The 18,141-nt window shown below is 59.9% G+C and carries 15 protein-coding genes; 10 read left to right on the top strand and 5 right to left on the bottom strand.

Annotated features, from left to right (window positions below; translation table 11 throughout):
- Positions 1–71: 71 nt before the first annotated feature.
- Positions 72–686, bottom strand: a complete 615-nt coding sequence (locus CH278_RS25870) for a uracil-DNA glycosylase (protein ID WP_094623236.1) — start codon at positions 684–686, stop codon at positions 72–74.
- 408 nt (positions 687–1,094) lie between these two features.
- Here CH278_RS25870 and CH278_RS25865 point away from each other — a divergent pair, with 408 nt between their 5' ends.
- The 4 genes from CH278_RS25865 to CH278_RS25850 all read left to right on the top strand — a co-directional run bounded on the left by CH278_RS25865 (position 1,095) and on the right by CH278_RS25850 (position 5,411).
- Positions 1,095–1,403 (top strand): hypothetical protein, encoded by a 309-nt coding sequence (locus tag CH278_RS25865; protein WP_143536316.1) that lies wholly within the window; start codon positions 1,095–1,097, stop codon positions 1,401–1,403.
- Between the two features lie 237 nt (positions 1,404–1,640).
- The gene (locus CH278_RS25860; RefSeq protein ID WP_256991826.1) at positions 1,641–4,091 is read left to right on the top strand and encodes an AAA family ATPase; all 2,451 of its coding nucleotides are present in this window, start codon (positions 1,641–1,643) and stop codon (positions 4,089–4,091) included.
- Positions 4,088–4,444 carry a hypothetical protein gene (locus CH278_RS25855; protein ID WP_094623233.1) on the top strand — a complete coding sequence of 119 codons (357 nt, stop codon included), beginning with the start codon at positions 4,088–4,090 and terminating at the stop codon, positions 4,442–4,444. The genes CH278_RS25860 and CH278_RS25855 overlap by 4 nt, the downstream gene beginning before the upstream one ends.
- 25 nt (positions 4,445–4,469) lie before the next feature.
- Positions 4,470–5,411 (top strand): hypothetical protein, encoded by a 942-nt coding sequence (locus tag CH278_RS25850; protein WP_094623232.1) that lies wholly within the window; start codon positions 4,470–4,472, stop codon positions 5,409–5,411.
- Between the two features lie 194 nt (positions 5,412–5,605).
- On the opposite strand, the gene CH278_RS25845 is transcribed toward CH278_RS25850, so the two are convergent.
- Both CH278_RS25845 and CH278_RS28100 read right to left on the bottom strand, forming a co-directional pair.
- Positions 5,606–6,334, bottom strand: a complete 729-nt coding sequence (locus CH278_RS25845; protein ID WP_256993740.1) for a hypothetical protein — start codon at positions 6,332–6,334, stop codon at positions 5,606–5,608.
- A 317-nt stretch (positions 6,335–6,651) separates the two neighbouring features.
- The gene (locus CH278_RS28100) at positions 6,652–7,368 is read right to left on the bottom strand and encodes a hypothetical protein (RefSeq protein ID WP_256991825.1); all 717 of its coding nucleotides are present in this window, start codon (positions 7,366–7,368) and stop codon (positions 6,652–6,654) included.
- A gap of 407 nt (positions 7,369–7,775) precedes the next feature.
- Here CH278_RS28100 and CH278_RS25835 point away from each other — a divergent pair, with 407 nt between their 5' ends.
- The 6 genes from CH278_RS25835 (at position 7,776) to CH278_RS25810 (ending at position 15,430) form a co-directional block, all read left to right on the top strand.
- Positions 7,776–8,240: a 5' nucleotidase, NT5C type gene (locus CH278_RS25835; RefSeq protein ID WP_045840843.1), complete on the top strand. Its 465-nt coding sequence runs from the start codon at positions 7,776–7,778 to the stop codon at positions 8,238–8,240.
- A 94-nt stretch (positions 8,241–8,334) separates the two neighbouring features.
- Positions 8,335–8,979 carry a VWA domain-containing protein gene (locus tag CH278_RS25830; protein ID WP_256991824.1) on the top strand — a complete coding sequence of 215 codons (645 nt, stop codon included), beginning with the start codon at positions 8,335–8,337 and terminating at the stop codon, positions 8,977–8,979.
- A 215-nt stretch (positions 8,980–9,194) separates the two neighbouring features.
- Positions 9,195–10,157, top strand: coding sequence for a hypothetical protein (locus CH278_RS25825; protein ID WP_143536315.1), 963 nt, complete (start codon positions 9,195–9,197; stop codon positions 10,155–10,157).
- 121 nt (positions 10,158–10,278) lie between these two features.
- Positions 10,279–12,423, top strand: a complete 2,145-nt coding sequence (locus CH278_RS25820; RefSeq protein WP_094623230.1) for a DEAD/DEAH box helicase — start codon at positions 10,279–10,281, stop codon at positions 12,421–12,423.
- Between the two features lie 83 nt (positions 12,424–12,506).
- Positions 12,507–13,829 (top strand): hypothetical protein, encoded by a 1,323-nt coding sequence (locus CH278_RS25815; protein ID WP_094623229.1) that lies wholly within the window; start codon positions 12,507–12,509, stop codon positions 13,827–13,829.
- Positions 13,830–13,867: 38 nt separating this feature from the next.
- Positions 13,868–15,430, top strand: coding sequence for a PD-(D/E)XK nuclease family protein (locus CH278_RS25810; RefSeq protein WP_143536314.1), 1,563 nt, complete (start codon positions 13,868–13,870; stop codon positions 15,428–15,430).
- 415 nt (positions 15,431–15,845) lie between these two features.
- Here the strand turns inward: CH278_RS25810 and istB are convergent, their stop codons facing one another.
- Positions 15,846–16,667 carry an IS21-like element helper ATPase IstB gene (gene istB / locus CH278_RS25805; RefSeq protein WP_094623227.1) on the bottom strand — a complete coding sequence of 274 codons (822 nt, stop codon included), beginning with the start codon at positions 16,665–16,667 and terminating at the stop codon, positions 15,846–15,848.
- Positions 16,668–16,693: 26 nt separating this feature from the next.
- On the bottom strand, positions 16,694–18,082 hold the full coding sequence (locus tag CH278_RS25800; RefSeq protein WP_094623226.1) for a Mu transposase domain-containing protein: 1,389 nt from the start codon (positions 18,080–18,082) through the stop codon (positions 16,694–16,696).
- Positions 18,083–18,141 lie beyond the last annotated feature (59 nt).

Raw genomic sequence — 18,141 nt, 5'->3', positions numbered from 1 at the left:
GATTGCCACGCTCCGCTGCCGACAGGCCAGTTCGAACGGTAGATGCATCCGCGAGCGCGATCAGCTGTCGTCTATCGAAGCATCTCCGCGACCTGTGCGATAGCGGACTCAAAACGCTCCCGTCCGCCGCCCGTGTTCAACCCCCGTGCTGAACAGTGAGGAATCTTCCCTGGGACGACATAGAAATCCCGGTCGATTCCTGAGCGCGTCCAACCGTCACGAGCTGCGGCACCGAGCAAGAGAACGATCTCTATTCGTGGGCACAACTTAACGAAAGCCTTTGTCCATTGCACGGATCGAGTTCGCTCGGCAGGGGTGGAACCGCCATTCTTGATGCCTGCGACGGGGAAGGGAACTACATTCCAGTGGACCACGTCGGCATGTGAGACACCGTGGCGTTCATATGCTTCACGGCAATTGCGAGCCGTTCGGTCGTTGTTGTCCAGGCTCAGCATGCCCGATCCAGTGCCGCTCTCAGCTTTTGTGGAAGGGTTGTCGAGCAGCACCAACATTCGGGCGTCAATACCGCCCTGGTCTGGATCGACGTAGGGAACGTGGCCGTGCGGGAGACCGACGGAATCTGCGATGACGTCAGCCAGTAAGTTCAGCGGTCGAACGTGCGGATCTCTGATACGAGCAATTTTCTCGGCGACTACATCAGGGTCGGCGTTGCGTCCGTTCGGCATGCGGTAAGGATGACACGCCCATCCGACAGAAGCAGTGTTCTTCAATAGTTGAGAAGTCTGGGGGCTCGGGCAGCGCTCCTTTCGCACTGTTGTACCAAGCCGGTCGGCGTGTGCAGTTATGGTTGCAGCATCCAATTCGGCTGAGCAGCCTACAGGCGGATGTTGCGATCGAAATCGCGCGCAGGTCCGACGGTTCGATCCCGGTGCTTCCAGCGGACTCCGCCTGACCGGCTACCCATCCCTCCAAGTCACATCGCTCGAGGAGTGGAAATCAAACCATGAGCACGCTTCTCCGACCAGAGCCATCTGCTTCGACGGCTGTTGAGAATCGCCACACGACCGCTATGTCGAGAATTGGGGCTGTTTTAATTGATGAATGTGCAGATCAAAGACCTGTAGCCAACAAGCGTGAGGCATCGTGATATGACCAGATTTCGACTGCGCGACGATGCGCTCGACGTGCTCCTACGTGCCAATACGAACAGTTTTTCCTATGCCTTTCTTGATGGTGGGGTTGCCGAGTCCTCACCTGACTTCCTCATACGATGGGCAGAGTTAGGCGACGTCATCAGACGAATCGTCGAGCATCGGCACGACACTTTCGCGCACCACGAAGACATCATGGATGCTCTTTGCGATGGTTCAGGTGGCGGACTCGGGATACCGATAGTCGTGAGCGAGTTCGTGGCACGCGAACTAGTGGTTGCCGAAGAGTGATTGTCACTTTATTTTCTTCGATCTGAGGGTCTGGCCCAATCCATCGACAATGCACAAAGCTGAAGACGCGAACGAATGGTGAGCTTGTAAAGCTCACCGATCACTGTCGCCGAATGACCTCCGGGCAACGGGCGATCCTGAGAGTTCAGCGCGGAGACATTGATGTACCTGCGAACTGTCGGTCCCGTATGGAACTGTTGGGTCTGGTTAGCCATCAGAACGAACAGGGGAGTGCCGGTGACCATTGCCGACAATGCTGTCGACAGGCCACTCGTCGACGTCGTGATCGATGCCATCGACGCGGATGCCGAGCTGTCCGAGGAGGTCAAGTACTTTATTTTGGCCGCACTCGAAGGGCCGACAGCACTACAAGAGCTGCTCGACGGCATCTCGACCCCGCACGTTCCGGAGCCAGCGGGTAGCAAGCTCGTCGAAGAGCCGGTCGGTGCATTTCTGACCTCGATCACTGTCGCGGGGTTCCGCGGTATCGGGCCGAAGGCAGCGCTGGAGCTACACCCCGCGCCGGGGATCACGATCGTCAGTGGCCGCAACGGATCGGGAAAGTCGAGCTTTGCCGAGGCACTCGAATTCGCGATTACCGGTTCGAGTTACCGCTGGGAGAACAAGGCCAAGCTGTGGGCCGATACCTGGCGCAATCTGCATCAGGGAGACCCGTGTGAGGTGCGGGTGGGGCTCACGATCGAAGGGTCCGAACCGACGATTGTCGGTGTCGACTGGACTTCCGATGCCGCGCTGAAGGGATGCTCCACCTGGACTCAGGTCGGAAAACAGAAGCGCAGCAACGGTACCGATGCACTTGGGTGGAAGTCTGCCGTCGAACTACATCGCCCGATCCTGTCTTACGACGAAATCGGTGGACTGTTCGACGCGACGCCGTCCACCCTGCACGACGCCCTGGCCAAACTCCTCGGACTCGACGAGATCACCGATGCCGAGAAGCGACTGGCAGCGGTACTCAAGGAGATCAAGGGGCCCCGGCAACGAGCAGCGGAGAGCCTGCGCCAGCTCAAGAACTCGTTGTCGGATGCGACGGATGATCGTGCGAAAACTGCTGCAGACCTTGTCAAGAAGCGGGTTGCGGATATCGACGCGGTGCTGGCGCTCGCCACCGGATCCGACGCATCGGCATCGCCTGCGCTCATTGGTTTGAAGCGGCTCGCAGCGTTGAGCGCCCCGACACAGCAGCGTGTCGACGAGGTGGTGGCGGAGCTCCGGGCAGCTGCGGCCGATACAGCGGATTCGGCTGATGAGGCACTGTCGGCGGTGGAGCAGCGCAACGATCTGCTCGATGCGGCCCTGCGACTCCACAGCGAGACGGGCACTATCGAGTGCCCGGTCTGCGCGACGGGGACACTCGACGATGCGTGGGCCGAGCACTCGCGGGCACAGCTTGCCGAGCAGAGCCAGAAACTGGCCGCCTACAAGAACAGTCGCCGCCGACTCGACCAAGCACAACGTGCCGCAGTCGAACTGGGGAACGGAATCGCCGACGCCACCGCGGTGGAGGGCGTCGACCTGCCTTCCTTATCCGAGTATCGAAAGTCCGTCGCCGTGGCGCGAGAGCAACCGTCGAGTTCTTCCGGTGTGGCGGACCACTTGGCTACGACGATCCCCGCGGTTATCGAGTCTGCTGAGGCGCTGCGCAACGAGGCCAGGGAGGCGGCGGCTCAGCGTGAGGACACCTGGGCACCGATTGCTGGACGTCTGGCCGCGTGGGCCACCCTCGAATCCGCGGCGCGAGAGGCGGATGAGGCCGTCAAGAACGTCGACGCGGCCAAGAAGTGGATTGCCTCGCATGCCAAGCAATTGAGGGATCAGCGGCTTGCTCCGATTGCCGAGCAGGCACGCGACATCTGGGCGGAGTTGCGGCAGGAAAGCAATGTCGACATCGGTGCCATCAACTTGGTGGGCCACAACACCAGCAGGCGAGTGGTGATGACCGGCTCGGTCGATGGCGTGGAGTCCGAGGCACTGTCGGTCATGAGTCAGGGCGAGCTGCATGCGTTGGCATTGGCACTGTTCATACCGAGAGCGACTACGCCAAACAGTCCGTTTCGATTCATCGTGCTGGACGACCCGATCCAGGCTATGGATCCAGCGAAGATCGACGGCTTCATCAAGGTGCTGTCGACGCTCGCGAAGACCAGGCAGGTCATCGTGTTCTCGCACGACGACCGATTGGCCACTGCGATCAGGCAACTCGCCGTCGACGCTCAGCTCCTCGAGGTGATGCGCGAACCTGGTTCCAACATCAGCGTTTCCGAGACACAGAATCAAGCGACCCGCTATTTCAACGATGTGCGGGCATTGGTGTTGGACGAGAATGTCCCCGAGGACGTCAAGCGGCGAGTTGCGCCGGGCTTGTTCCGGTTGGCGCTGGAATCTGCTGCGCAGCAGGTGTTCTACGCAAAGCAACACCGGGCGGGGGAGTCGCGGATGGTGACCGAAGAGCGGTGGTCGTCAGTGCACAAGACGCGCAACAAGATTGCGCTGGCCGTGCACCAGGATTCCGAACGCGACTTATCGCAGTGGCTGGGTTTCCGCACCGAACGCTTCCCGACGCTCCACATCGCCAACGCCGGCAGCCACAACGGTGCCGATCGACCGATCACCTGGGAAGTGGTGAACGACCTGAAGAAGATGGTCGACGGGATCCTCGCAGAATGACTACGACCACGTCACCGGCAGTAGCGCTGAGAAATGCCGAACTGCTGCTCGACGGAAGTCATGGTGCTGCAGGCGGTTCGGCGCGTCTGGCTGCGTTCCTCGCTCGCCAGGCGTTGGAGGAGTTGGTGATCGAGCGTTGCGTGGCGCTGGGCGTGGACATCGACCGGCCGAGTATGCGATCGCGCTTGGTGATTCTGCGGTCCCTCGACACAGCCGAGAACGCCGACGCTGCTGCGATGGCGTGGAACAGGTTGAGCAACGCATGCCACCACCATGCCTATGAACTTGCACCGACAGTGGATGAGGTGCGGCATCTGTGTGGAGTGGTTGCCGTGCTGTTGAAGGAAACATGATCGAGCACGATCGAAAGGTTGAAATATGGAAATGAAGAAGAGCTTCTTCGTCCTCTGGAACGGAAGCGACGAAGGTCTCGATCCGGACGAGCGCCGTGACATGATTGATGAAACGACCAATGGAATTTCCTACCAGGGTAATTGGAGCTTCGGTCGCGGATATGGGAATCCCCTGAACGGAGATCGGGTCTACATGCTTCGGACCGGGAAGAACCGCGGCGTGGTGGCGAGCGGTGAACTCATCGCCGATGGCGCGCACCCTGACGAGCATTGGGATGAGGGGGGAGGAACTGCAATGTACGTCGACGTCAGCTGGGATGTGATGCTCAACGACGATGATCGCCTGCCCGTCGAGGAAGTGCAGCGGGCATTGACCGACTTCAAGTTTCCTGTTCAGAATTCCGGGCGGTTGGTCAGAGAACCGTCAGCGTCAATTCTGGCGAAGCTGTGGTCCGGTCACCTCGACAACCTCAGACGAAAGAACGCCAACCCATGGCTCGGTGGAGGTGGGAGTGGCGGTGGTGAGCGAGTCGCCCGGCGAATCCCGTTGGAAATGAATCGCATCAAGGAGTACTACGTCGAGTCCTTCGCGTCCTATCGAGCGACGCGGGCAGAGAGCGCGATGGTCCACCGCTTCGCGGACACACTGAAGGCGGATGGCGTGGACGTGAGCAGTTTCCAGATGCCATTGAAGAATGCCAGGCGGACATTGATCGCCGACTTGTTCGACAACACCAACGGCGTTCTGTACGAGGCGAAGGCATCAGCTTCGCGGGAGGCGGTGCGGATGGCTTTGGGGCAGTTGCTCGACTACCGAAGGCACTTTGAGACTCCGCCTGCCCTCTCTGTGCTCTTGCCGGAGCCACCGGTCGGCGACCTCATCGAGTTGTTGAGAGAGCACGGGATCGGATGCGTTCATGATAGCGACGAAGGCTTTATGTATCCGACGCTTCCGGAAGGACGGTAACGATGGGTGCCTTGTGGCTTTGGACGACTGCTGGATGCACGCGAAACGTCGGTTTGAAAGCGCACACCCGCTCCTGGTGTTCGATCAGCGACTCCAAGCGGCTAAGCCCTGGGCAAGAACGCCTTCCAGAACATCGGAGGCGTGGTTCGAGCGATGACTGCCAGGGCGCTGATTTCGACGAAGAACCTACGTGGTTACAGGCCACCGATCTCTTCGATCACGACGTTGTTCGCGTTTGCGCGTGCCGCGAACTCGGGATTCAGGTCGAGGTCGTCGTCGAATTCGCCAGTCAGATTTCTGACAAGAGTGTCGGCTAGTCGGTGTCCCATGGGGCGAAAAGTCACATACGTCAGCCCGCCGGACACTATCCCGCCGACCACGGGTACGGCCTTGGTGATCGTCTTCTCTACGGTCTTCTTCGTGATCTTCTGCCCGATGATCGCGCCGACCTTCTTGACGAGGGGGTACCAGGTGGTTTTCGTCAGTGCCTGCGCTGCGACCTTCTTGCCGATGTTCGCGCCGGCGACTTTCGAAGTGCTCGCCACCAGCGCCGATGCCCCGGCCGCTCCGAACATTGCGCCGAGGTAGCCAATCACTCGAATTTGAGCCGACTCGGACAGTTCGTTGCCGTCGAAGAGGTCATCTTCCCCGAACATGTATGCGATCTGTTGAGCAAGGTTGATGGCGAAGCCGAAATATTGCGCCACGTCCGCTCCACCTGCGGCAACCATGATCGCGGGGTTGCCGGGCAGGCCGCTGGCAAACGATACAGCCGAGGTCTTCGCTGCACTGTTTTTGATAAGTGTGTTGCATTTTTTGCGAAGTGATTCTACTGAGTAAACGACCTGTGGCCCCTCGGCGAGGATGACATCGAGATACGAGGAATCTTTGAACTGCTTCCGGAGAAAAGAGTCTCTGTCCACGTGGACGACGGGTAGCTTCGCGATGGCACCGATTGTCTGCAGTGTGGTCGCGTAGAGCTTGTCCTGGGAAGGTTCTGCCATGTTGGACACCATATCCGGTCGTGTTGACACGAGGCTCTGCGCCCGTCGGATTCAGTCGGGCTGGCTCGTGCTGTGACGGCACCGGGTTTCAATGTTGATCTATGTGCCGTCACCGGAATCTGCTGAACGGTGGACACGAGATCGAAGTCGTGGAACAAACGACGAATACTGCAGCACGACAGCACACTCATCGACCGAAACCCATGCTCCTCTCACGTCGAGTCGGTGAACCCAGGCTAGAAGAGCGTCGGGTCTTCGGGGACGAGTCGGTCGGCGAATCGATAGTTGCAGCCAATGTCGATCTTCTCATTCGGGTCCTGCTTGTCCCGGAACCAGGTGACGCAGGTTTCCGCGGCCAGGCGACGATCCTTGGTGAACAAGTAGCCGTCGGTGCAGTCGTCGAAGTGTTCCTGCAGGTACCACTTGTCGAGAGTGATTGCCGCAGTCGAGTAGTCGGCGAGCAGTAGATGCCCGAGCTCTGTACGGGAGCGGCGAACAAGGAATACCTCGTCCTCCATCACTTGGAGTTGAGCACACGGGACGTCGTCGGACTCGTGCTCGCTGGGGATGTAGTCGTTGGGGCCGAGGTCGATGATGAGTGCCACCGGTTTCGCGAGTAGCGATTCGGCCAACCATTCTCGCGTGTAGACCCATGGATCGACCGCGAGACGGGTGCCCGTAGGTGTGTGAAACGCGGTCAGCAGTGCCCCGCCTTCGACAGGTGCGACCCATCCGTCCACCGAGTTTCCGTGACCGTACAGATTGACGTCGGTCTCGTCGTCACGCCACAGGGTTTTCGACACGACCTGTCCGATCTCTATCTCTCCTTCCTGTTCGATTTCCACCGACCATCCGGTGTAGTCATGATCGAGGTCGGTGATCACGGCATACCGATCTCCATCGATGGTCGATGCGAAATGCCACTCTGGAGCGACGTAGTCGAATTGCTTCATGTATGTCTCCAAGTCTTTTGTCGTGTCGGCCTTAATCGCTGTACGGAGGGCTCGAGGTCGGACGCGAGGGTCTGCCATTCCGTCGCCAGACGTTGGTACCCGTCTTGGGGGCAGGCCGAGTGCACTGTGTTGAGCGTGGGCTACGGCTACGAAGACAGGCGCGAGCGGGGTGTACATGGTGCGCAACCCGTTTCGCTCTCCCCGGGTCTCGGCACTATGCGACTGACTGTATCGAACGGGCCTGACACAGCTCACGGCGACGCGATCGGTCGCGAATGAGCTTGTCGTAGGCGTGTGCGATGATCGAAATGCAAAACGGATCAAGTTCTGCATCTCCCGCGGTGTCGATTTTCCCCGCGACTCTTACCTGACATTGCACCGCGACGGTGCACGACGAAAGGTGCCCGATGGCCAAGAAAATTCTGTACGTAGACCTCGACAACACGCTCGTGAATTTCCAGTCGGGCATCGACCGGGCAGACCCGGCCGATATCGCGAAATACCCCAACGACCTCGACGAGGTACCGCACATCTTTTCGCTGATGGATCCCATCGACGGCGCGCTCGACGCTTACCGCACGTTGGCGGCCGTGTTCGACACCTACATCCTCTCCACCGCCCCCTGGAAGAACCCCAGCGCCTGGCACGACAAGGTGCTGTGGGTGCAGAAGCACCTCGGATTCGACGAGGGATCCGTCGCGTACAAGAGGCTGATCCTGTCCCACCACAAGAACCTGAATCGCGGGGACTTCCTCGTAGATGACCGACGCAATAACGGTGCCAGCGAATTCGAGGGGGAATGGCTGCGGTACGGGGAAGAACCATTCAAGACGTGGGACCAGGTGACAGCCCACCTGCTGGAACGGGCTTAGTTGTCGTAGCGCCGTTCTTGTCGGTACCCCTCGGTATGGTTCGGCAACTATCTTCACCGCGTCCATTCGGCGCACTTTTCATCAGGAGGTTCTTTTGACCAATCCACAGCTCACTCTCGTTGCTGCTCTGCTCGACCGTTCGGGTTCGATGAATGCCATCGCCGACGACACCCGCGGCGGGTTCGATTCGTTCATCGCCAAGGAGCGTGAGTCTGACGGCAATACCGTCGTCACCCTGGCGCAGTTCGACGATCGTTACGAGTCGGTCTACAGCTCGAAGCCGATCGCGGAAGTACCGAACCTCGTGCTAGAGCCACGCGGGATGACTGCCCTTTACGACGCCGTCGGCCGGCTCGTCACCGAGGTTGGTGTCGAGCTCAGTGCTTTACCCGAGGACGACCGCCCTGGCTCGGTCACCGTCCTGGTGATGACCGACGGGCACGAGAACGCGAGCAAGGAGTGGACCAATACTGCTGTGCGCGAACTGATTGCGAAGCAAGAGCGGGATTATCAGTGGGACTTCGTTTTCCTGGGTTCCAACATCGACGCTGTCGAAGTGGGCGCTGATCTCGGCTTCGCGCGGGAGAAGTCGATGACGTACGTATCGACAACGGTCGGCGTCACGGCTGCCTTCGATTCGGTGGCGAGCTACCAGGACCGCAAGCGTGCTCAGGTGCACGGAGCGCCTCTGGCCCAGGGTTTCTCCGAAGCCGACCGGCGCAGGGCGCGCGGCGAATGAGTAAGAAAGGCGGCAGCGGTACGGCAGAAGGTGCAATCGAGCTGATCTTCTTCCTCTGTATCGTTGCCGCAGTCATTGGTTGGGCGTTCAGCTGAGTCCGCACATAGTTACACGTCGAGCCAACTGATTGAGAGGGCGGTCTGATGGTCAATGATGAGACGGCAAGATTTCTAGTCCGTGAGTTGGGATCCGAGGGCGGTTGGGCATCTCCGGAGATGTCGGCGTACGACAATGAGGACCATCTTCAGCGGATCATTGCTGCCGCGCCGGAGCATGTGCCGGGTGTTTCCGACTCTGCACTCACGGTACGGGAGCTGGCCACGTCTGCCGGGCCAGCGGATGTATGCATCGTCGACCGTGATGGTTCGGTCACCGTCGTCGAATGCAAGCTGGCCTCGAACACAGAGCGACGGCGAATGGTGATTGGGCAGGTCTTGGACTATGCCTCTGCGATTTCGTTGGGTGGCGAAGCCTCGTTCAGGAGACAGTGGGCCAGGCGCGGTGGCGTCGACCTAGGTGTTCTCGAGGAGGAGGCGGTTGAGCGGCTTGCCGAGAACATCGCCACCGGGCGTGTACACCTTTGCCTCGCTGTAGATCGCATCGATGCGGATCTCCGGAGACTGGTCGAGTACTTGAATCGAATTACACGCGTCGAGATCCGCGCGACGGCATTGCAACTCGCGTACGCCCGGCACGGTGGTCTCGAAATCTTGGTGCCGTCGACCTACGGGGGTGAGTTGGCCGATGCGAAAGCGCAATCGTCCGGCGGCTCTGCGGGACCTGTTTGGACGAAAGAGTCCTTCCTGGAGGCCGTACTGTCTGACGGCGATCGGGCGTTAGCGGAAGAGTTGTTCGATCTGCAGGAAGCCCTCGACGTCTCCTACGGGACTCACGACGATTTCTGGTTCGGCACTCCACCACGTGGAGCGGTGTTCTTTCATCCTTTCGGGTATCGGTACCCGCCGATATCGCTGTGGATCAATAAGTCCGGTCAGTTGATGGCTTCCGGTTCGTGGACGAAGTATCCGCACATCGCCACGCATGATGGGTTTGCCGAGCTCGCTATCTTTCTGGGTCAGGACCACAGGGCCTCGGCACCCGGTCGCAGGGTATCCGATCTGGACCTCGAACTATTCTGGAGCGTTGTCCTGGATTGCGCCCAGCAAATCAATGCCTAGGTCAGTCGTGCCGCGTTAATGTGCTCCGAACTGCTACCACCGGAACTCCCACGCTCGTTGTGATCGTGTGCGAATGTGATCTTGATTATCGACACTGCGACGGCGTGAAAGGACATTCGGCGTGAGCGATCCGGAGCTGGAGCGTCCTTCAGAGATGTTCGATGCCCTATTTGCGGAGGGTGAAGCAGCAACGCAGGCCGCCGTAAGTTTGCGTGCATCGATCAGGGGCACCGTCTACGCAGTCCTCGACGCGCAAGCCGACGACATCCTCCGTAAGGCGCCTGCAGCCGGTCTGAAACAGTCCTTGCCCAGGGGAACTCGCCTGGGCAGTCTCGAGCAAACGCGGCTACGAACCGTATTGGATCTCGCGAAGTCATCACCGGCTGAGATCGGTGCCGTTCCGGGAATCGGGCCGCAGTCTGCCCAAGCGATCCATGGCGCCGCAGTCGCGCAGCGTAAGCGCATCCGGGCCGGCGAACGGGTGCGTCTCGATCCGCAACGAAAGCCCAAGCTCGAGGCTCAGCTGCTCGAGTCCCTCACAGCGCTGCGACGGGTGGAACGAGAAGTCCAAGGACTGCCAGTTGAAATCGCGCATCTGCGCACGCTGGTGGATCCCTGGCAGTCGGCTGCGTCCAGGTCTGATAGCTGGATTTCACGCATTTTCACCAGTAGAGCCAAGAAGCTCGAGTCGCAGAAAGCTGTGTACCAGCTCAACGCAGTCGCCAAATCGCCGGAGACGCAATCGATCCGCGAACACATCGCGCGGATCGTCGCTGCAGGTAGTCCAGCGGGTAATGTATGGACCGAGTACGAACGGGACGCGGCGTCGCTCAATGCACTGTTGAGCCAGTTCACGTCGCTCGGCGCGGCGGAGGTAGATGCGTCGCATGGCTTCGTCGGCTCCACCATTGCGAGCGAAACGCAGAAGGTGGTGCTGGACCGCACACACCTTCGGTCATATTTGCGGGCGTATCAGGCATTCGGGGCGCAATACATCCTCTCTCGGGGCAAGGCAATTCTTGGCGACGAGATGGGTCTGGGTAAAACCATTCAAGCATTGGCGGTAGCGGCACATCTTGCAGCGAAGGGGGACAAATACTTTCTTGTCGTCTGTCCCGCGAGCGTGCTGATCAACTGGTCCAACGAGACACGAAAGCATACGAAGCTGCGTCCACTTCAGTTGCACGGAGCAGAACGGGAGTCCGCAACCCAGAATTGGATTCGGCAAGGTGGAGTTGCTATCACCACCTTCAACACCCTTCAACGACTCGACATCTCGGTGACCCCAGCGTTGGTTGTCATCGACGAGGCGCACTACATCAAAAACAAAGCAGCGCAACGATCTATCGCGTCACACAAGCTGATCGGAAAGGCCAAGCGAGCAGTTCTTCTCAGTGGAACCCCCATGGAGAACCGCGTGGTCGAGTTTCGCAATCTCGTGGAGTATGTACAACCTGACACCGCTCGCCGAATCAACGCCTCGGACTGTCTCGGTGGCGGTGACCTTTTCCGGAAGGCCGTGGCTCCGGCGTATCTGCGACGCAATCAGGTGGACGTCCTCAAGGAACTACCGGAACTCATCGAAGTCGAGGACTGGTGCAAACCGACGGCCGACGACAACTCGCGGTATCGGGACGCGGTGGCATCACGAAATTTCATGGCGATGCGACAGTCGGCATACGCAGGTTCGGGGCAGACGAAGTCGGCCAAGATGGAACGGTTGCGGGAAATCGTGGAGGAGGCCGAGGACAACGGCGTCAAGATCATCGTGTTCTCGTTTTTCAAGTCAGTGCTCGACGCAGTCCGCCGTGAGGTGCCAGGCGTCGTATTCGGCCCACTGACTGGTGCAACGTCATCGACCCAACGGCAGCAGATGGTCGACGACTTCACGTCGCACAATGGTCGGGCAGTGTTGGTCAGCCAGATTGAAGCCGGCGGCGTGGGCTTGAACATCCAGGCCGCCTCGGTGGTGATCCTGACTGAGCCCCAATGGAAGCCGAGCACTGAGGTCCAGGCGATTGCAAGGGCGCATCGGATGGGCCAGATACGTACCGTGCAGGTGCATCGATTGCTGGCGAAGGACACCGTCGACGAGCGGATGCGCGAAGTGCTCGAGCGAAAGACTCAGCTGTTCGACGAATACGCGCGACGTAGTCAGGCGAAGGAAGCTGATCGAGCATCGGTGGACGACGGGTGGGACCAAGGCGTAGCTCCGGCAGAGAATTCGATCATCGAGTTGGAACGCAAGAGGTTAGGGCTGGCATGACGTGCTGTCTGACTGCTGCGGCGCTCCAAACCTGTCGGTCCGTTCGGTTAGGGTGAGCGTCAACAACCTCAGGAGGGCCCAGTATGACCGAGAGCGCGTATGACGTCCCGGTTTGGACTTTGGCGACCGAAGAAATGGTGTCGCCGTTGGTGATGACCGAAGACGCGTTGACGAGCGCGCGGCTCAACGAGTTGCGAACGGTCCTGGCAGCCTTGGTCGATGCCCCACTGGCCACTCTTGAAGCTCATCCACTTCCGAAAACTGCTGATTTGTCCGGGGGAATACACCTGGAGAGTGCGAGCCCCCTGGCAAGTCATCTTTCCCAGTTGATCAGTCATACGTCAAAGACGGGTGCGGCGAAAGTCGTTCACAATGGTGGTGAGACGCTCTACCGGATGGTGGTGCCGGCAAAGGTAGCTACCCAGATGGGTAGCGGCGTGCTGAAGTCGATGACCTCGAAGGTTGCGACCGGTGGCGTGCATAGTGCGCTTGTGGGTTCATCCGGTATCGCAGCACAGGCCACTTTCGTCCCCGTGGCCGGTTCGGCCGCCAACGCTGCGACTGGTGCTGTCGGTGGATCTGCTGCTACTGCCGGGGCTGCTGTCGTAGGTGCCAGCGCGTTGACTGTTGCGGCACCGTTAGTCCTGATGGCTGTTGCTGTGGGACTGAACGCGCGTGCGGAGCGCAATCGTCAACAGGCTTTGGACACCATTACCGAGATGCTCGGTGAACTCAAGGACAACGCTTTGACGGGTGAGCGTTCAGCGCTGAACGCATGTATTCCGATTATCGACAGTGCTTCGGCCATCCTCTTGGATGAGGGCAAGATCGGAGCCTCGCTGGGGTTGGACACCGCGGTCTTTCACATCAACGTCGGTCTTGCGAACGCCGAAACACGGCTGGCGGCATGGGAGGTATCTCTGAGCAAGTTCGAGGACGGCCGGGTCGAAGTTGCTGCTTTGGAAAAGGCGTTCAAAGGTATCGGCGGTGACGGCGGTGAGTTCCGGACTCATCTCGAGTTGGCGAAACTCTCGATTGACCTACAGCAACGAGTAGCAGTCCTGCAGGCGGTCGAGCACGCTCAGCTCGACCCGACAAGACTCTTCGAGGGATTCACCCAAGCATTGAAGCGGCGGGCTCAGCGTGTGGTGGAGTTGCATCACCGAATCTCCACCGTTCTTGGTCGCCTGTCGAGTCTCGAGATCGACCGCACACACGGTGTCCGTGACTTTGTCTTCAAATCGAGTGAGGTCGATACGCTACTTCGGACCTCCCGCCGCGTGCGCGCGTTGAGCGAATCGATCGAGCTGTCGGGTCCGCAGCCTGACGTTGCCATCGAGATCGCGCGCAAGGCAGATGGGTCACTGGTCGTCCTTCCCGCACAATCTGCATTCGCGCAGAGCTGAAAATTCCATTGATCAGCCCCGAAGAAAGAGACTGAACGTTGTCGATCATCGCTCCGCAGCACAGAGTAGTGCTCATCAGGCTGACGAAGTCTTACCCGATATCTGACGAATCTTCCCCGGAATTCCGTGGGCAGCTGTACGCCGCAACCAGTAAATGGTGGAAAATTGCTGCCAGCCGGACCGTGCAGGGTCCGGGAGCACCGGAATTCGCCTTCGCCGTTCATCGTGGTGTCGTCAAAGCCGTCTACAAGATCGAGAGCTGGCGGCGTTCCCCGGACAATACGCGTTTCGGCTTCTCTGGTACATCTAGCAATGAGCTTGACGGCATCTACGGCGGATTGGATGCGTCGCAATTCTTTCCGAACGGAGCCGCCAACCCGGTTCGGTTCGTCAATTGCAGTCCCGCTGCGGCAACAGCGGTCACGCCTGATGAATTGGTCGGAGCGCCTCAGATGTCAGAGGTCGATCGAGTCGAGCTCATTACCGAACTAGCGCGGAAACTGGATCGAGAACCCCTGGCCCACATCATGCTCGGCGGCCGCGAGCTCTTTCACACCAACCTGCTGGCATGGTTTTGCCGCGAGATGCCACAACAAGCCAGCGACGTATTCGATGCGCTGGTCCCATCCCCGGATTCTGCGGACCCGAAACCTCAGGGCTATATACGCAGGGTCGAACGCGAACGAGGTCACTTGGACTTGTCGATCTGGTGGGACGATCACCGAACTCCGCTGGTGATCGAGAACAAGGTCTTCAGCTTGCCCGATCCCGATCAGCTGGATGGCTACTCAGCGCGCATCCTCAACGACACCGAACTCGATCGGCCCACCCAAATAATTCTGAGCCTGCAAGATCCGCAATGGACCGAGGATACCTTTGACACCACTGAACGCGTACCGGGAGGCGCGTCCTGGGTGAGGGTCTCATATGGCAGGTTGTCTGAGCTGATCTTGCACGCGCTCGACGGTGTGAGCCTGTCCTACGAGGTTGAAATCATCCGTCACTACGCGGAGATGATCAAAATCCTTCAGGAACTCGCCGACGCGGTCACAGTCCGGTCGGACGACGAACCTGTGCTGCTCACCGACAGCCTGGCAGGTGCCCACATCGAACAGCGGCTTCTATGGTCGCTCGCCAAGCTTCGGGCGCGATCGGTATCCCAGATTATTCAGTCAGATCTGGACGCAGGCAGCTTTGATTGCACGGTTGACTCGGGATTCTCCAATGGAACACCAGTAATTACTGCTTTCCACTACCTGCAGCCGAATAGAGCGAAAGGCGCCTCAGTTGGTTGGCAGCTGCAAGGTCGAGAGTTTCGACTGTGTGCCGTGCTACCTGGGCTGGCAGGCGCAAGCGACGCTGATGCCCAGTCTCGGCTCGAATGGGGGAAATCGAACTGTCACTACTTCGACTTCGGAGTTGTTGACCCGGCACTGAACTCGGCTGCTCTTCAGGAATATCCAAAGGGCGACGCTGCCAGCGGAGCGTTCAACAAGTTCAATCCGGACTTCATTTACAGATCGAAGAAACTTGACTCACTGACTGTTGCACAACTGCTCCATGCTGCGCGCTTGGCTGCCCGCTCGAAGTCGAAAGAATGATCAATGTCTGCAGAATGAATCTAGCCAACGGGGAGCGAGCTTCGGCATTCACACTAACTGGCTGATCGCCCACCCATTGGAGCATAACTCTACGACGCACCTCTAACTTCGATCCTGATCGTCGTCAGATCCCAAGGGCAGGGCATTACTCAGTCAAACGGACTTCGACCGAGCGTTGGGCAGTCCAAGAAATGTCAGGTTCAACGTATTCATAGAACTCGCCTCAACGCCGTTAGCAAAGTAGATCGTCTCTATCAAAATCAAGGGAGGCGGCCGGGATGGTCGGTGCTGTTGGAGCCGTGGGCCGAGGTTCTGCCTTTAGTGTGAGGGTCTGACTCGTTCAATCCGGTCTGTGACGAGGCTCAGCGAAATTCCCCAACCGCGCTCACCGAAATTCCCCACTCGTGAGCGGTCTTCACTGTAGTGGTTGGCGGGTTCCGGTGGTGGCTTTGCGGAGCTTCTCCGATCTGGCGTTGTGGTCCCGTAACCGGTAGGAATCGCCGTCGAGGTTGAGCACGACGGAGCGATGCAGGAGCCGGTCGAGCATGGCTGCGGCGACGGTGTTGTCACCGAGCACTTCACCCCAGGATCCGACACCGCGGTTGGTGGTCATCACGATCGATGTCTTCATATACCGTTGCGAGACAACCTGAAACAGCGCCGACGCTGCCTCACCGGGTAGCGGTAGGTAGCCGAGCTCGTCGATCACCAGCAGCGTCGGGCCGGCGTAGAAACGCATTGTGGTCGCCCACCGCCCCTCCAGTGCTGCCCGGTGGCAGCGGGCAGCGAGATCGGCAGCGGTGGTGAAATACGTCCGATACCCGGCATGCGCAGCAGCCCTCGCGAGCCCGACCGACAGATGCGTCTTGCCGACCCCGGGAGGGCCGATGAGCAGCACATTCGTCGCCGTCTCCAAGTAGCGGCAGGTCGCGAGCTCGTCGATGAGCTTGCGGTCGATACCGGCCGCGGCGTCGTAGTCGAAGTCGAAGTCCTCGAGCGATGCCGGCGTCGGCAAACACGCGAACCGCAAGCGTCCGGTCAAACGCCGTGCCTCGGTGGCCTCGACTTCGATCGAAAGCAACCGATCCAACGCCGCGGTCATCGACAGCTCCTCGGCCGCTGCTTGGTCGAGGACCGAAGGCAACGCTTCGGCGGCGTCGTGCAATTTCAGGACCGCCAGATGCCCACGCAGACGTTGATAGAGACTCGCCGCTTCGGCCGTGTTCGGTGCCGGCATCCGGTCACCTGTTTTCTTGTCGACAATCAGAGGGTGTTCCTTCCGTGTGCGGCCCGTTCGTAGACCGACAGGTCGTAGATGACCGCGCCGGTGCCAGTGGATTCGGTTGCATGACTGCCGATTTCGCGCTGACCATCCCCGGAGGACAGTGTCGATTCGGCCGACGCTCGGAGCTTCTCGGCAGCAGCGAGAGCGTCGGGTCCGGGTGGGATCCGTTCTTTCCGGCGGTGCGGGCGGCCGGTGTTCGCACCCGACATCGCTGCTTGTTCGAGAGCGTAGACATGTCCGTGATCGCGGACCATCGCCCCAGTCCCATCGGAAGCGAGATGGTGCCGGGCAATGGTGATGCCCGATGTGGTGACGATGTCGATGACATCGGCGCCCAGAACATGCGTCACTGTCACAGCGGCACAGGCGAGTTCGGGTGGGACCGAATACCGGTTACCGCGATAGGACACCAACGCTTGGCGCGAGACGACCCGGTCGGTGCTCATGATCGCCGGATACGCAGCCGCCGGCAACGGATGCAACCCCTCGGTGGTGGCGATCGTCCCCACCGACGCCCTCCCGTCCTTCGTCGGTCGCAGCCGGGTGTCACCGCGCAGGCTGCAGAACCGGTCGAGGCTTGCTTGGGCTTGTTCGACGGTCAGATCGTCGGCGACTGTGCGCCACCACCGTTGCGCTGCAGTGTGATTGGACTTCTCCACCGCGCCTTTGCGGTTGCCTCGGCGGGGTGGGCAGATGGCGACGGAGACACCGTAATATTTGGCGACGCCGGCGAAGCTGGCCGTGATGCGGCCGGAGTCGGGGTGGCAGACTGTCGCCATCCGATCGAACCGCCACACGCGGCTGACGCCGCCGAGGCCTCGGCAGATGCGGTCGAGTCCGTCGACGACATGGGGTTGGGTCATGTCCGGGGCGAGGATCCCGCGCCATTTGCCCGAGCAGGCCAGCGTTCCGACGAACAGATGTGCCATCGAGCCCCATCCCCAGGAGTCGGGTGGGTTCGGTAGATCGACCCAATCCCATTGTGTCTCTTCACCGGGCGGGTGATCGATGACTGCGTTGGGTCTTTCGGTTGCGGTGAGGCAGGCTTTGCAGATCGGGCGAAGTTTCAGTTCTCGGATCTTGCGGTGCAGCGTTTGATACGACATCGAATATCCGAGGTCTTCGAGCTCGTCGCAGAGGGTGCGGACCCACAGGTGTGGGTCTTCGGACAGGCGTGCGGTGACGTAGGCGAGGAACACCTCGAAGGGGTCCGGGATGCTGCGTTTACGCACTCCGGGTGTGGTGGTCCCGTTGAGGTAGGACCGGATGGTCTTGCGGTCGCGGCCGGTGTGCCGTGCGATGTCGGCGATCTTCCAGCCTCGTTGATGCAGGGCGTGTATTTCCACGTCTTCCTCCCGTGTAAGCATGAGGAGCGGGTCTCCTTCGGGTAGCTGGTGTGTGGTCAGAGACCATCAGCATCCGGGGA

Origin of the sequence: Rhodococcus sp. 05-2254-5 (assembly GCF_002258575.1) — a bacterium.
Classification (GTDB): Bacteria; Actinomycetota; Actinomycetes; order Mycobacteriales; family Mycobacteriaceae; genus Rhodococcoides; species Rhodococcoides fascians.
Note: the sequence above shows the minus strand (reverse complement) of the source record. Positions and strands in the feature narration are given on the sequence as shown.